Genomic DNA, 14,544 nt, shown 5'->3' with positions numbered 1-14,544 from the left:
TCGGGGTTCATGAGTACGGGGGGGGGGGGGCAAGTCGGCGAAAACCGTGAAAGAGGACGACGAATAGGAACAGCAAATTGCGAGCGAGAACGGCTAGCGGATTGATGGTCGGGGCTTTGATCGTTTGGTCGTCTCCGATGGAGTCTGCAAGTGCTTCACCGAGTGTTCGCATCCACGCATTGCTCCGCGGCTATTCGCAGATTCCGACAATCCATTCGTCAGGGATCCCTTCGCTGCCGACGCCCGCTACAGCAATCCCCCCGACGATCGCGGCCGTTGTGTCCGCGTCGCTTCCACACCGGATTATGGTAGTGACTGTCTGCCGAAAATCCTTCGGAGGGGATAGCCAAGCGTGGATCGCGACGGGAACGGTGTGGAAGGTGTAGCCGGTCACGCCCTTACTTAGTCCCAGCGAGTTTGCGAACGCCTTGGTTTGCTCAACCGAACCCGCTACGTGTAATATCGCCTGGCTGTTTCTCTACTGCGGCGATTCGGCACTCTCTCAGTGTCATCAGTAATGCGTTGATATCCGCAATTGCTGCACGTCGCTCGCGCACCGACTTTGCACCTTTCTTTTGCCGCTGGCTGTTTGCAGCCGACCGTTCTTTACCTTCGGGTGTACGAGGACCTGTCGCACGGAGCCAAGGTTTGTTTGCTAACGCAGCTTGGCGAAGTCGCTCACGCCCTTCCTCAGACAAAGGCCCTCGCTTCCTCCGGTTTACCTTCCCTGCTGCGACTCGCCTTGGATTCGGCGAAGGCTGATTTTTCTCGTACATTCTCAATCCCGAGTGGGTTACTGCCTTGTTCGCTGTCAGCCCTCTTTTTTTTGGGGCCGGTCGTATTGTTCTTTTCCGCAGAATACGGTTGGCCGTCGACGTACGCAATCTGTTGGTTTTGCGCAACGTTTTGTTGCTTAACGAATTGGAAGTTTCTCGCGAGGCTAGGCTCCCGATATTGCTTGATTGCTAATGCAAGCCGCCGAAATTCAGCCAACAGCCGTGTTGCTGCGGCGTTGTATAATTCGATTTCTTCAACTTTCGTAGCCGTCGCCGCTTCGGCGTACAGCCTTCCAAGCTGATGATTTGCAAGAACGGCTTGCTCCAAAAGCATCCGCTCAAGCGGATCATCGCTTACTTTTGCATCGGCCAATGTGCTGTCGACGTAAACTCTCATTACCTCGGCTGAAAACGGCTCGCCGAGAACTCTGCGGGTCACCGCAAATAGATAGCTCGCCGCACTTCGATCCCGAACACTTTCGGCAAGAAAGCGATTGGTCTCTGCTTCCGTGGGTGGTCGATCTCGCCAGGGTTCTCCCTCGTCGGCCGATTGATCTGCTAAATCCGCTTCATTTCGCATTAGCTTATCTCCGTATTTCTAATCACGACAAATCTCGAAATCAACATCAATGATATCCTCGTCCCAAGCATCGCGGTCGGAATGAGCCAGCTCCCCCTCGACACAAAAGTCAACGCCGATGAGATCCGGGCAACAAGCTCGGACACCTCGAGCCAAGGCAAGCGAAAGCAACGCCCTCGAGTCAGGGCCACTAATATTTTGGCATGGTGTCGAGACACCGATCAGGTCTGCGTTTGATGCCGTGGAAATTCCAACGACCTCACCATTTTTTGTAAATTCGAGACCGATTTCGTTGTCGGCTTGTTGGGTGATACAAAACGCATAGTGCCTGCTCCGAGCAACGACCGCTGACAGCGACGAGACGTTGATTACCAAACGCCCGGCGACAAAAGACAAACCAAGCATCGCCTCGATAGGCTTTAAGCCAAGATCCCGTCCGGCAAGCAACTTAGCTGCCGCGTACGCAGGACTGGGGCAGTCTGAAAAAGCGTCGCTGAGATAACAGATCTCTCCAAGCAACCGATAGTCTGTTAACCGTAAGCCTTCCGATGGCAGCATTTTGAAACTCCGTAGCTGTGACCACAAACACGAATCAGTCTGCCTGCTATCCCAACTTTCTACGACCAGAAATTATTAAACTATCGATGCGTGACGAAACGGGGCAGCGTGCAACCCAACCCGACCCTCTTCATGCGAATACATCGCAAGAGCGTGTTCAATCATAACATTCAAATTATACCATCGAGCTGCAAGTCCACCCAGGGCAACACCGCCAAAAACGACCAAAGAGATGATGTTTTGGAGACATTGCCCGAAGCTCGTTGACAAGCGTCAGGTAGGATCGTTACCAGGCCAAGGTTTAAAAAGTCATCGCCTTGAAACGGCCACTACCATCGACCCAATTCGCGTTGTCTTCATCGTCGTCGCTGTCGTCCGGATCGTTAAACTGATCCTCGAGCATGCCTCTGGTCGCCAGCAAACCGTTTACATCTTCCTCGGAAAGCGTGAGCTCGAATCGCTGCCAAGTATTTGATATGGGATCGCTGCGCCACAACCGCAGGACATATCCCCCCGGCTTTTCCGGATCCTCAAGAATAATATCGGGATTAGCCTGCTGAGGAGGAGCGGAATCAGGCCCTTTCCCGCAAAGGACCTCCTGATATTCCCCCAGACTGATCGCACCTACCATCAGCTCAAGAGAAGCGTAAAACTGCCGCATCTCTAATGCGGAAAGTGGGAACCTGACCATAGCATTCGAAAGCACGAAACCATCTCTACAAAATTTGCAAGACCACATAATCTTCAACCTCTAAACGAAAAGGAAACAATCAAAATCCCAACCCGACCCATCAAATTTACATTGATGCGTCCAATCAGGAATACAAACGCAAAAGCACTATTTTGTGTCGCTACAAGCGTCACGAACTCTTGTTTGAGATTCTGGTACAACCGGATCGAAAACGCCGACAATAGCAACCAACGGTGCTCGCGATGGTCGCCGTTGTACTTCGACCAACCCTGCCTGCTGCAAGTCTTCTAGAGCTTGATAGGCTGTGACTCGATTGATCGATTCACACTCAAGCAGCGACCTTGAAATCAAAAGATTCTGGTGCCGGCCAACTCGCAGGGCAAGCTTGAGTAGCATCAGCGTCACTCGAACCGATGACTTCCCTTTTAAGTTTGCTGCTTTGCTCAACCAGCAAACCCACGCCGGCACCGAGCGAGAGCTTGGCTCAATTGGATTGGCCAGCAACAGTCTATTACGCAGCACTTTGAGGTCCACAGCTTTCATATCACATCCTTCACGGTTAACGACTACAAACCAAAACGGTACTAAAGAACCAAACGCGAACTAAACACTGCTCTGGAGGCGAAGTATCGGCTGATGAGGCGTTTTTTTTTTTTAACCCCTCGCAAGGAGAATAAAAACCAAAACTTACCAAAGCCGATACAAAAGCAGATTACACATGGGCGAGCGGATCCTCACTAGGCACGGAGTCCTCCCAGGGGATCAGTCGACCATCTTGGATTACCAGCTCGGCTGTTTTTAGCCAGCGCCTCATGCAGGTATATTGGACGTCTATTCTCACGTCAGGAACAACCTGCCGCATGCCCGCAACCATATGCGATCGGATTGCCTCGGCATTGGCCAGCAGGTCAGAATCCTCCGATACTTCGATTAATAACTCGTCGTGGATGAAGTTTACGATTCGATAACCAGCCCTCCACAAAGTCCAAAGAGCAAGCTTGGCACCATCCGCTGCAAGGCCTTGGAACAAAGTATTTCGTGACTGGCAATAAATGGTATTGGCTCGCAAACGACCGGTCAGGGTTACACATGAACTCCGGCAGGCTAAATTACAAACAACGGCAGCCAATTCCCGAGAAGGATTTCTTGCCCGAATGTCAGCCGCAAATGCGTCCGTGAAACTGTCACTCTTCTGGTCAAGTGTCCGCCAGAAATAGTCGATCCACGATTGCGGATAAAGCCGACCGTTGCTATTCGTGGGCTCCACCGCTGCGAATACCTTTCGAGCCATCCAACCTAGCATTCCAACTATTTCATGTTGATGCGTTCGTAACACCCAATCCTCACCAGTCTCGGCAGCAAACGACAGTGGCGTCAAATCAAGGAATCGCGAGATCGCTACGCCAACATTTTTATTATCGTCGAGATAAACCCTCATTTCCGGAAACGCCGTGAACCAAGCCGCAGTTAAGGTAGCAACCTGGGCATCGGAGAGTTCAACCCCAAACGCTGCTTTTGCGTACCGCTGCAGTCCTCTATCGCTTAAGCCACCTGGCCGACCAAAGTTGACCGCTTTTGCAGCCTGCCGCTCCTCTTTTGTGACAAGCTCTGGAGCTTTGGTTAGCATGTTTGCTGCAACATGCCGATGAAGATCGATTCCCGCATTGATCGCCTCAGCCATCCCAGAACAAACACCGAACTGCGACAAACAAACTTGCGCTAGCGTGGCCAATTCGATCGCAGCATAATCCGCGTCGATAAAAACATACCCCTCGGAAGGTATAATACAACCGCGAACAGCATCATCACATGGCAGGTTTTGCGCACTCAAAGCACCAAAAGAACTCGTCCTACCACTACGGACCAAGACATCAAACGACGGATGGACACGGCCCGCATTGAGTTTTGCGAGGAACGTTGACATCAGCGTCTCGTTTTCCCGAAACTCAAACAGCGCCGATAGAAAACCATCCTCGTGCGCAAGTCCGGAAAGGTCATCGCTCCGCGTGCTGTACTGCCCGGACGCCTTCCGAGGCAGCGTCAAGTTCGTACTCGTAGTATCGATGTCGCGAAAAATCCGCTGCAACGACTTGTTGCAGCCAGGCTGGCCAGGCGAATATCCGCGGGACAAAAGTTGCAGCCGCAGTTCATTCTGCCTTACAGAGAGCTGTTCTAGTAGTGACTCCACGCGTGCCTGATCGATCGCCATTCCGTTGCGTCGAACCGCGTCGAGCACAATGGAACCGCGAAGTTGAATGTGGTGGCTTAACGGCCCAAAACGCGATGCAGTATTTGCCACTATATTTTCCCGATACCCAAACGCATCGCCAGCAGCCCGTAACGACGCAGAAATCTGAGTTAGAAGAGCGTCGTGAAGCTGAAATGTCGCGATCGTATCAGTGGCAAGATACTGCAGGTACTCCGGTGGGAGCTCGTTCGGTAGACATCCCAGGTACTTTCCAAAGCTAGTGCGTACGCGCCGTCCATGGGAATCTTCGACTTCCTTGTCCATTTCCAAACCTAGAAGTGCGGCAGCACATTTGATCAGTGACGAGCGGCCGCGGGCGGTCTCGCCGAGGGTTGCAAGTTGCCATAGGCGAAACAAAATGCGAGTATCCCAGACGCGATCCTCATCGACTGCGGCGTAGGGATCGAACCTAGCGCACGCTTTTTTGATAACGCCCAAGTCGAAGCAGGCATGGTGAAAAATAACGTCTTGTGTGGAATGGTGATTCCAAAACGATTCGAGTTGGCTATGATGCACAAAGTAGCCGGCGTTTCCATCAAACGCGGCGCCCACGACGAAAGTCGGCACGTGCTGTGGCCGAGTTTCGTCAAGCAAGGTCGTCTCAGAATCGAACGCAAAGGGACTGCGTAGCACGCAACCGTCCTCCGATCGCCATGGGCGAAAAGCAAAGCTTTTATTTTTAAATTCTATGTTCATTTGTCTATCCTGTATCGAATGATTAACCTGGTTAACTTGGTTAACCTGATTTCTTTTGGAACGACTAGTTCACGTATACGCGCACACGTGAGACACAATAAGTAGGTGAGGTTCATTAAGTTAACCTCGTTGATACAACTGTCTGGTCGGTATAGCTTTACGATGGTGAACCTTGAGAAAAACACGGTTCACCCGACGTTCACCACAGTTCACCGTTGCCCCCGTTTTGTGATGCAGCTGGGGGCAGTGCGGCTTGACCGGCAATGGACTGCGATTGGATAACTCCACCTCCGCTGTGGAGCATGCTCACTTCGGCGTTATCCTCGGGGGCAATCGCACGGATGCGAAACCGATATAGGGTTTGCCCTGCCCGCGCCGGAATCGACTCGAGTATTGCCCTAGCTTGTTGGCCGTTTGCCCCCTCGATGACGACTTCGCGATCAATATGTTTTCGCAAGAAGGCGCCGATCGACGACGATTTGCTCCTTGGGCTTTTGTCAGGTCCAAGTTTTTCGGTGATGACGCGAGCCTCGAAAAATACCCGTTGAACAAGCTCGTTGCCAGCAGGTAACCCATTCCCCGAGGGCCGAAGCTCGGTATCTAGCATATCGTGACACTCGAGTTTCACGGCGGCCTCTGCCAGACTGGCTACATCATTGAGTTCAAAGTCGAAATCCGATGCTGCTTCGGAAAGGTTCTCTAAAAAGCCGCTTATCCCGTTTGCATGCAGTATGCCACCGATCAAGCCGGCCCACTCTGCGAATCGATGGACATGGTTGCTCCGAGGGCGGCTATGGGATGTCCACACCTCGACCATGCCGAACAGCTCCGCGAGGATTTCGGTCCGATGCTCCCTCACGAACTGAATCGGGTCCATCCGTCCGTGGAGGATTTGTCGTGGGTCACCCTCACAATCAAAGCGAATGGGGATCGCGCGATCAACGAGATCGCTGCTCAGCAGCGTTTGATTCATGGTGATGATAAAGACGACGTCGTTTCGACGTGTGAAGTTTGTGCTCGTCTTTAGTATCCGGAACGAAATCGTGGGGGATGTGATGATTGATTCCAACACCGGGCTGCTGATTGGTGCTCCAGAACCCGATTTTGCATTGTCCATCGTAACGACGGATCCATATTCATCGCGAAACGAAGCACATAGTCTTTTGCGCAGTTCCTCATCGTCTCGGGTGAAATCGAGGAGGCCGCTTTCGCTACCGTCTAAAATCAAACCAATACATCTCGCAAGGTATGTTTTGCCTAAACCCGGGCGGCTCCCGTCTATAGCCACCATCGGTTTCCCGCAATCCACGAGGTGGTTGGCGAGAATCCCCGTCAAAAGAACGGCTACTGCGTTGATACGATCAGCATCGGATCGAAATAAGAAAGTCTGCAGGAGTTGGCCGAGGTAGTTTGGTAGCTGCTCCGGGTGAGACTCGCCTCGGATGGTGAGTGGATCAGGAATGACGGGTTGGGAATGGATGAGATATTGGATATCCGGATGCCAGCCTGCACCGCAGTAGTCGAAGGCAGGATCGAAGACCGGTCGCCGAGCGTAGACAACGATCCTCGGGATTTGGCTTCGAACGTGCTCGTTAGTCGCGATCGTCGTAACTAGCGTGAGTGGAGGCGTGAACTCGAGTGGAGGAGCTTCCGGGTCACCAGAACTCTTTTCGCAAATAAACAAATTTCCGAGATGTCCCCCTGCCGTAGCTTCGGCCCTACCGTCACACGCGAGGGTTGCCAAAGCAAAATTCTCCCCACCTCGCGACTCAAAGACCAAATCCTTGCCGAAGCAAAAGACTCGCTCGCTTGCAACTATCAGCTGTGAGGCTGATTCGAGCACGCTCTCGATCGGAAGCAGGAAATGCCCCTGTGTCGTTACACCTTGTAACCGTGGAATCATCGGTGTGTCGGTGGGCAAGGCGTGTTGGACGGCTCGAACGGCCCTAGAGAACCGGCTCATAAGAGCCTGGCCTCGGGACGAGGTATTGTTTCGCATTATTTTGTCCTCCCTTCAGAGCGTCTCGGCCGAAGGAATACGTCGAGCAGACGTTCTGGTTTGACCTTGCCACACGATCCGTAACACATCCCTGTTCGATCCATCGCTGTGAGCGTCGTACCATCCTTTCGGCAGATCGGGCATGGGGATTGATGTTCATCTCCTGCCAAGATTCGGTGAACGGTCTTGAATGGCGCGGAGATCATTTCGTTGCGAAACGTAATGATCTCGTCTTGCGTCACCGGTTGACCTTCTCTCAATAATTTGACCTCGAGATTGGATTTTTCGTTTATGCTGCCGATCGGTCTCGTGAGCGAGGTTAGGCCAGGAGCGTCGGGATCTGATGGCAGACTAGTCTGGACGATACGGATACACGCATCCCATAGTTTTCGATCTGACGCCGATATTAGCGGGATGGGTGGATCGAGCCAGAGCAGTACGTGAATCCCGTTGCCTGAGCACCTCGCTTCCGCCTTTCGCAACAGGGTGGATCTATCGAGCCACCGAGCGACGTGATCGTCGAAGAACTCCGTCGGAGACTGCGGAGCTTTCGCGTTGAACGCACCAGGGTCAAAAATATTCAGGTCCAAATCGATCATAATTCCATGTAGCATTCCAGCCTGCTCGGCCGCCACGCTCACATGCTCGGTTGGTCCGACCCTTCGATCGTTTAAGAGGCATTCTCGCCAGCCAACCTTCCCTAGATGGAGGCATCGATTATCGTTAGTCGCAGATTCGGTTTTCATTTTGCTTCGTTCTGTAATTACCATTTGCTATTTTCCAATTGCACCTGTGCATCCGCCGCCGCTTGTGATGAAACTCGCGTCGGATCATTCTTTTTCGCCGTTAGCGTGGCAGCAAAAGACTCGAGTGCCGGCCAGCTTGTGTACCAGCGGCCGCCGATCTTCACAGCTTCCAGTCGCGTTCCATCGATGCCGCGCAGCCGCCAGCGATGGACCGTGCTCGGGTGCACAGGCGTGGCGTCTGAACAACTTGACAGTCGGGTTGCAAGCTGCCGAAAAGTAAGACTGTTCTGCAGGTCGATCGCCATTTTGTTTGCTCCGTTTTGTGATGGAATGTTCGTTGTTGCAGCGAATTCTAATGACTGATCGCGGGATTAAGGCGGTAGTAAGGTTGTAGTATCGCGGTATCGAAAATTTCTTGTTTTTAGTTTTCCGGACGACGTCTCCAAGTGCTTAACCTAGCCCAAAAACGTGGCATATAACTTGGTCGGAAGCGTGCTGCTATCGACCGTGGCCAAATCTCTTGTTTGGCCGCCCGATTTCTCTCTTTTGGGAGGGTTTCACATGTCACATATTGTGCAAATCGAAGCTCAGGTGCGTGATCCGGTTGCGATACGGGCTGCTTGCTCGCGACTGCAATTACCGGAGCCACTCTTTGGCTCGGCTAAGCTTTTTAGTGGGCTTCGAGAAGGCTGGATCGTCCAACTTTCGGGTTGGCGGTATCCGGTGGTTTGTGATTGCAACAGCGGCCAAGTCGATTTCGATAATTACGAAGGCCACTGGGGCGAACGATCGCGACTTGATGCATTCTTGCAGCGCTACGCTGTTGAAAAAACCTTGATCGAAGCTCGTAGGCAAGGGCACTCGGTAGTTGAGCAGCCCCTTGCCGATGGGAGCGTGAAGCTGACCGTCAACGTCGCAGGAGGTGCATCATGAAAACGATCGAAATCATCGTTGCACCGGATGGAAAAACTCGTGCCGAGACGTTTGGGTTTTCTGGCCAAACATGCCGGGAGGCTAGCCGGTTTGTCGAATCGGCTTTGGGCAAGGCAACAAGCGAAACGTTAAAGCCTGAGTTTCATCAAGCGACTAGTTCGCAACAACAATCGACGCGTCAGTAGCGGCGATTTTCTTTTCAATACCACGTGGCTTGGTCTGCGTGGTCTTTATTTACCGCAAGATGAAAGGATAGAATGATGTCGCTTACCAAGCGATTGGATGAACTCGTGCGCGCGTGCTTCACGGGTATCTGGGTCACGACGCACGAACCTCACGAGGCGATTACCGAAATCGCGAACCTCTGCCGACAAGAGCAGTGGCAGTGTGCTAGTTGGAATGTGGCAAGCGGACTGGCTGTCGGTGGTCAAGATGTGCCGCAAGATGCTACCGATCCACTGGCGGCGCTGCGTGCTGCTGACGCGATCGGAAGCGAAGATCAGACCAAAATCTTGATCTTGGAAAACTTTCATCGGTTCTTGCAATCGGCCGAAATCGTGCAGGCGATGGCTAAGCAGGTACTCGCTGGGAAACAGTCCCGGACGATTCTGATTGTCTTGGCTCCGGTCGTCCAGATCCCGGTCGAACTTGAAAAATTGATGGTGGTGGTTGATCACGAATTGCCCGATCGCCAACAGCTAAAAAAGATCGCTGAAGAAATCGCTGTCGAACCGGGAGAACTACCGGACGCAGCGGAGCTTGAGCGTGTACTTGATGCCGCCGTGGGGTTGACTCGTATCGAGGCCGAAAATGCTTTTAGCTTGTCGCTGATCCGTGAGTCTTGCCTTGCACCCGAAACGCTTTGGCAGCAGAAATCGCAAATGCTCACCAAATCGGGTTTGCTGAAACTCTATCGGGGTACTGACGATTTTTCACAGCTCGGTGGACTCGATTCGCTTAAACGGTTTACCAAACGGGCACTGCTACAGCCATGCCGTAGCAATCCACTCAGGCGGCCTCGCGGCGTGATGCTGTTGTCGCCCCCTGGCTGCGGAAAGAGTGCGTTTTGTAAGGCTCTTGGCAAAGAGACCGGCCGCCCGGTCTTGCAGCTTGACGTTGGTTGCTTGATGGGTTCGCTCGTTGGATCGACCGAAGAACGGACTCGCCTGGCGCTAGCGATTGCGGACGCGATGGCTCCGGCGATTTTGATGGTGGATGAAGTCGAAAAAGCGTTTGCGGGCAGCAGTAATGGCGGCCAAAACGACGGCGGTGTTTCGTCTCGGATGCTCGGCTCGTTCCTTGGCTGGCTTAATGACCACGAAACCGACGTTTTCGTGGTTTGCACATCGAACAATATCCGGCAACTGCCGCCGGAATTCTCTCGTTCGGAACGCTTCGATGGTGTGTTTTTTGTCGACTTGCCATCGCGTGAAGCCAAAGACTCCATCTGGGCAATGTATTTGGCCCTGTTCGAGTTGGATGCGACTCAGCGGCTACCCGACGACAACGATTGGTCCGGTGCTGAAATCCGGGCCTGCTGCCGCTTGGCTGCCCTGTTGGACATGCCGGTTGTTCAGTCCGCCCAGAACGTCGTGCCAGTAGCGGTGACGTCGTCCGAATCAGTCGATGCACTGCGTCAGTGGGCATCGGGGCGCTGTCTCGATGCAGATCGGCCAGGCGTGTACACAGCCAGTTCGCCTAAGACCAGCAACGGCAAACGACGGCTTGCTCGGTCACGGCCTTCCAACAATTAAACCGCGTCTGCCAAATCGCGGCGTTTCAGTTCACAAACCCTATCTCACTCTCTCACAAAGGAGAAATTCCATGAGCAGTATTCTGGATGAATCGCTGGATCAAGCCAGCGAAACCGCATCCGAAAGGCTACGGACCAGCATGGCCGCGATGCGGCTTAGCTTTACTTGGTTCGGCACCCGCAAGACGCTATCGCCTCAGCAGAAAAGTCAAGCAGCTGATACATTTCATGCAGAAGGCAAATTCATTTCCGCAGGCAAGAAACTGATCGACACGGGCGCTCCAGCGTTTCGTGCCGTGACCAGTATCCGCAGCCGTGCGGTCGCCTATTTTAAGGGCGTCAGTTTACCGTATCCCGAGTCTGGAATCCGTTTGGTTCCGCAGGGATCACTTGATGATATTTCGATCACGATGCAGTCGTTTCATAACGAACTGCAGCAAGCGGTCACCGAACTCGATCAGCAGTTCTCGCAACTGAAGTATGAAGCCCGCGAGCGACTTGGCGACTTATATTGCGATGCGGATTACCCCGACACCATGTCCGGCTTATTCGAGATTGCCTGGGATTTCCCGAGTGTCGAGCCGCCCGAGTACCTGCGTCGGCTCAACCCGCAGCTTTATCAACAAGAGTGCGATCGAATGCGCAATCGGTTCGACGAGGCGGTTCAGTTGGCCGAGGGGGCATTCCTCGATGAATTGTCCAAACTGGTCGACCACTTGTCCGAGCGGATTGCCGGTAGCGACGACGGCAAGCCAAAAGTGTTTCGCGATTCGGCAATCGAGAACTTGACCATGTTCTTTGAACGGTTCCAACGATTAAACATTTCTTCGAGTGGCGAGCTCGATCAATTGGTGGACCGTGCCCGTGCGGTGATGAGGGGCGTGAAACCGGATCAGCTTCGCGGGGACGCAGCATTTCGCCAAGAGATCGCCGGTAAGCTGTCAGGTGTGCAATCGTCTCTCGACGGACTGCTGGTGGATCGGCCTCGCCGCAGCCTGATCCGGCGCGCGAAGTAGGCTCAGCAATGGAAATCATTTTCTTGCCCAGTGGCACGGGTCGCTGTGTATACAGCGAAGCGATCGACTTGAACCAGCTTGGCTCGCTGTCGATCCGCCGTGGCTCACATGTTGAACCCACCGATCACGGCCAATGGACGGCCGATCTTTCACCCGTTGACGGTCCCAAGTTGGGACCGTTCGGCAACCGTAGTGAGGCACTCGCTGCCGAACTTGACTGGCTTGGCGCGCATTGGCTGACTGCTGATAGCAGCTAAGCCAAGCTTTCGGTTTTACCAATCACCTAAGCCCTCGGGGGACCGGCACAGTGCCGATCCGACGAGGGATTTTTTCGTTTCTGTTCCCTTCACTTTGGAGATTCAATCGATGCTTCAAGCAGACCTCTACCGTAGCGTTTCCCGTGCGACCGGCGAATCGGTTGCCACCATCAAACGACTCGGCTTTCTAATCGCCGATCCCTCGCAGCCGATCAGCGATTCGGAAGCTGAAGACCTCGGACCCCACGTCATCGATTGGGACGAACTCGATGCAAATCGCAATGAAAACACCGATGCGGAATTCGTGCTTGGTTAAGCCGCCACATCACCACATCGGTAAACAACTTCCACGACGCGGCGGGTGGTCCCAGCACCATCAACCGCGTCGTGGCCGACGACGACTTCGCTTTCGTGGTCGTCGCCAAACAAACCCTCACACGACCATTCACTCTAAGGATAAATAGCATGAAGATTCTTCTTATCAACAACGACGGTGCCGGTTTCGCCAACTATGTCGAAGTCGCTGACAACACGACCGTCAGTGAACTGTTTAACGAGCGTGTCGGCTCTGGCAAAGAACACAACTATTTGATCCGAGTTAACCGATTACCCTCGGCAGCGGACCAGCAGCTTTGCGAGGGCGACCGCATCTCGATCACGCCAATCAAGATCGAAGGAGCGGCATAACGATGTGCCGAACTAAGGTAAAGCCAACCCGTAAAGAGTTGCAGGAGCGATGCCGTGCAGCCATGGCGGTCCACCGCCGACTACATCGCACGCCAAAGCCCGCCGAACCGGCGGCAATCGACTCGACACTTTTGTCGCGTATTGAGCGGCTACGGCGTCTATATCGGATCGCCGATCAACGAGGTTGGCCATCGGCACGGCGAACGATCCAGCAGCGTTTGGCTCAGGCGTATCGTGCTCTGGCTTTTCAGGCCGAGTCGTTCGCGATCGACTTGGATACGACGTCGACGTGTGGACCGATTAGCTCAATCCACGACATCATCGCTGATTTGAATGCTATGGCGGTGGAATACGACACACTTCGAATCGAACGCAAAACGAAAACCATTTCCGTGGAAACCCAGGCGATCGAACTCGAAGACACCTACCTGGGAGCCTTTGAGATTCGACTTGAATTGAAGCGCTTAACGGAAAGCTGTCCCTACCGAATCATTGCACGTGATCCAAACCCGGCGCAAATGTGTGACGGTAACACTCATCCACATGTCATGGACGAACGTTTGTGTGAGGGCGAGGGGCAGGCGGCAATCAAAATGGCCTTGGCACAAGGTCGTTTGTACGACTTCTTTGCGATCGTTTGCCAAATTCTGCAAACCTACAACGCCGACAGTGCCTATATCTCATTGGACGCCTGGGACGGCGTGGAGTGCAGCGAATGTGGCGATGTCATCTCTGGTGATTCGCGGCGCCAATGCGACCGCTGTGAATGCGAACTGTGTAACGACTGTGCCAGCAGTTGTAGCCAATGCAGCGAAACGTTGTGCGACGACTGCTCGAAATCTTGTAGCAGCTGCGACGAAACCCTTTGTGCCTACTGCCTGGGCGAGTGCTCGGCTTGTGGCGATTCTTTTTGTGAAAATTGTCTTAACTCGGAGAACCTTTGCGATGATTGCATTGAAAAACAAGAAGCCGAAACGTCGGCAGAGGCGAGTACGCCCGAGGTTACGGTTTAGCCCGTATGCCTGGTCAAAGCTGCTCTGCTTGCGTGATGCGGGGCCAAGCGAAGTCGGTGGATTCGGTATCAGCGATGCCGACGACCCACTGTTGATCATCGACGTCGAACTCGTACGACAACGCTGCACCGCGGTGACCGTCGAGTTCGATGACGAATCGGTTGCCGACTTCTTCGATCGACAGGTCGACGAAGGACGGTCGCCGGACCAGTTTGCCCGGATCTGGATTCACACCCATCCTGGTTGCTCTGCGCTGCCAAGTGGGACGGATGAAGACACCTTCGACCGCTCGTTCTCGGCCCCGGATTGGGCCGTTATGTTTATCTTGGCCCAAAACGGAGCGACCTATGGACGACTGCGGTACAACGTCGGCCCGACCGTCCCCGTGCGACTCGATGCCGAGGTTGACTATACGCACGACTTCCCGGCGTCCGATCCCGAATCTTGGCTTGATGCGTACGACGCTAACGTTGTTGTTCACGATCCATTCTCGCCACGCCGCATCTTCGACTATGAAGCGGATGATTCGATCGTCGATCCGATGGAAACCAACGCCTTCCATTGGGATTCGACCGAGTGGGTGGCGTCATG

The 14,544-nt window shown here is 53.6% G+C and carries 18 protein-coding genes and 1 pseudogene; 9 read left to right on the top strand and 10 right to left on the bottom strand.

Translation table 11 applies throughout. The features are described from left to right. Positions 1-7: 7 nt before the first annotated feature. The 10 genes and pseudogenes from Q31b_RS27080 to Q31b_RS27035 form a co-directional block, all read right to left on the bottom strand. Positions 8-439: pseudogene (locus Q31b_RS27080) on the bottom strand (ADP-ribosylglycohydrolase family protein); the annotation flags it as partial. Beyond that, on the bottom strand, positions 438-698 hold the full coding sequence (locus Q31b_RS27075) for a hypothetical protein (RefSeq protein WP_146602802.1): 261 nt from the start codon (positions 696-698) through the stop codon (positions 438-440). The pseudogene Q31b_RS27080 and the gene Q31b_RS27075, both read right to left, overlap by 2 nt. Beyond that, entirely contained in the window at positions 691-1,356 is a 666-nt protein-coding gene (locus Q31b_RS27070) for a hypothetical protein (RefSeq protein ID WP_146602801.1), read from the bottom strand. Before Q31b_RS27070 ends, Q31b_RS27075 begins: the two co-directional genes overlap by 8 nt. A gap of 18 nt (positions 1,357-1,374) precedes the next feature. Then, the gene (locus Q31b_RS27065) at positions 1,375-1,914 is read right to left on the bottom strand and encodes a hypothetical protein (protein ID WP_146602800.1); all 540 of its coding nucleotides are present in this window, start codon (positions 1,912-1,914) and stop codon (positions 1,375-1,377) included. Positions 1,915-2,215: 301 nt separating this feature from the next. Continuing rightward, positions 2,216-2,620, bottom strand: a complete 405-nt coding sequence (locus tag Q31b_RS27060) for a hypothetical protein (RefSeq protein WP_146602799.1) — start codon at positions 2,618-2,620, stop codon at positions 2,216-2,218. A 132-nt stretch (positions 2,621-2,752) separates the two neighbouring features. Next, positions 2,753-3,148: a hypothetical protein gene (locus Q31b_RS27055; protein ID WP_146602798.1), complete on the bottom strand. Its 396-nt coding sequence runs from the start codon at positions 3,146-3,148 to the stop codon at positions 2,753-2,755. 169 nt (positions 3,149-3,317) lie between these two features. Then, entirely contained in the window at positions 3,318-5,549 is a 2,232-nt protein-coding gene (locus tag Q31b_RS27050) for a DNA polymerase (protein WP_146602797.1), read from the bottom strand. A gap of 199 nt (positions 5,550-5,748) precedes the next feature. Further along, positions 5,749-7,548 (bottom strand): hypothetical protein, encoded by a 1,800-nt coding sequence (locus Q31b_RS27045; RefSeq protein ID WP_146602796.1) that lies wholly within the window; start codon positions 7,546-7,548, stop codon positions 5,749-5,751. Beyond that, entirely contained in the window at positions 7,548-8,294 is a 747-nt protein-coding gene (locus Q31b_RS27040) for a hypothetical protein (protein WP_146602795.1), read from the bottom strand. Before Q31b_RS27040 ends, Q31b_RS27045 begins: the two co-directional genes overlap by 1 nt. A gap of 17 nt (positions 8,295-8,311) precedes the next feature. Further along, positions 8,312-8,599 (bottom strand): DUF1580 domain-containing protein, encoded by a 288-nt coding sequence (locus Q31b_RS27035; protein ID WP_146602794.1) that lies wholly within the window; start codon positions 8,597-8,599, stop codon positions 8,312-8,314. Between the two features lie 256 nt (positions 8,600-8,855). On the opposite strand from Q31b_RS27035, the gene Q31b_RS27030 reads away from it, so the two are divergent. The 9 genes from Q31b_RS27030 to Q31b_RS26990 all read left to right on the top strand — a co-directional run. After that, the gene (locus tag Q31b_RS27030; protein WP_146602793.1) at positions 8,856-9,227 is read left to right on the top strand and encodes a DUF1257 domain-containing protein; all 372 of its coding nucleotides are present in this window, start codon (positions 8,856-8,858) and stop codon (positions 9,225-9,227) included. After that, complete coding sequence (locus Q31b_RS27025; RefSeq protein ID WP_146602792.1) at positions 9,224-9,412, top strand: DUF2997 domain-containing protein; 189 nt, start codon at positions 9,224-9,226, stop codon at positions 9,410-9,412. The genes Q31b_RS27030 and Q31b_RS27025 overlap by 4 nt, the downstream gene beginning before the upstream one ends. Positions 9,413-9,487: 75 nt before the next feature. Then, entirely contained in the window at positions 9,488-10,981 is a 1,494-nt protein-coding gene (locus Q31b_RS27020; RefSeq protein ID WP_146602820.1) for an AAA family ATPase, read from the top strand. A gap of 70 nt (positions 10,982-11,051) precedes the next feature. Next, positions 11,052-11,996 carry a hypothetical protein gene (locus Q31b_RS27015; protein ID WP_146602791.1) on the top strand — a complete coding sequence of 315 codons (945 nt, stop codon included), beginning with the start codon at positions 11,052-11,054 and terminating at the stop codon, positions 11,994-11,996. 8 nt (positions 11,997-12,004) lie between these two features. Next, positions 12,005-12,253: a hypothetical protein gene (locus tag Q31b_RS27010; RefSeq protein WP_146602790.1), complete on the top strand. Its 249-nt coding sequence runs from the start codon at positions 12,005-12,007 to the stop codon at positions 12,251-12,253. Between the two features lie 109 nt (positions 12,254-12,362). Beyond that, a complete protein-coding gene (locus Q31b_RS27005; protein ID WP_146602789.1) occupies positions 12,363-12,569 on the top strand; it encodes a hypothetical protein in 207 nt (68 codons plus the stop codon). 149 nt (positions 12,570-12,718) lie between these two features. Then, positions 12,719-12,940 (top strand): molybdopterin converting factor, encoded by a 222-nt coding sequence (locus tag Q31b_RS27000; protein WP_146602788.1) that lies wholly within the window; start codon positions 12,719-12,721, stop codon positions 12,938-12,940. A 2-nt stretch (positions 12,941-12,942) separates the two neighbouring features. Beyond that, positions 12,943-13,953, top strand: coding sequence for a hypothetical protein (locus tag Q31b_RS26995; protein ID WP_146602787.1), 1,011 nt, complete (start codon positions 12,943-12,945; stop codon positions 13,951-13,953). Beyond that, a partial coding sequence (locus Q31b_RS26990) for a Mov34/MPN/PAD-1 family protein (protein ID WP_146602786.1) occupies positions 13,886-14,544 on the top strand: 659 nt, incomplete at its 3' end. The genes Q31b_RS26995 and Q31b_RS26990, both read left to right, overlap by 68 nt.

It is taken from the genome of Novipirellula aureliae (genome assembly GCF_007860185.1).
Classification (GTDB): domain Bacteria; phylum Planctomycetota; class Planctomycetia; order Pirellulales; family Pirellulaceae; genus Novipirellula_A; species Novipirellula_A aureliae.
This window is presented reverse-complemented; position numbering and strand designations above follow the sequence as displayed.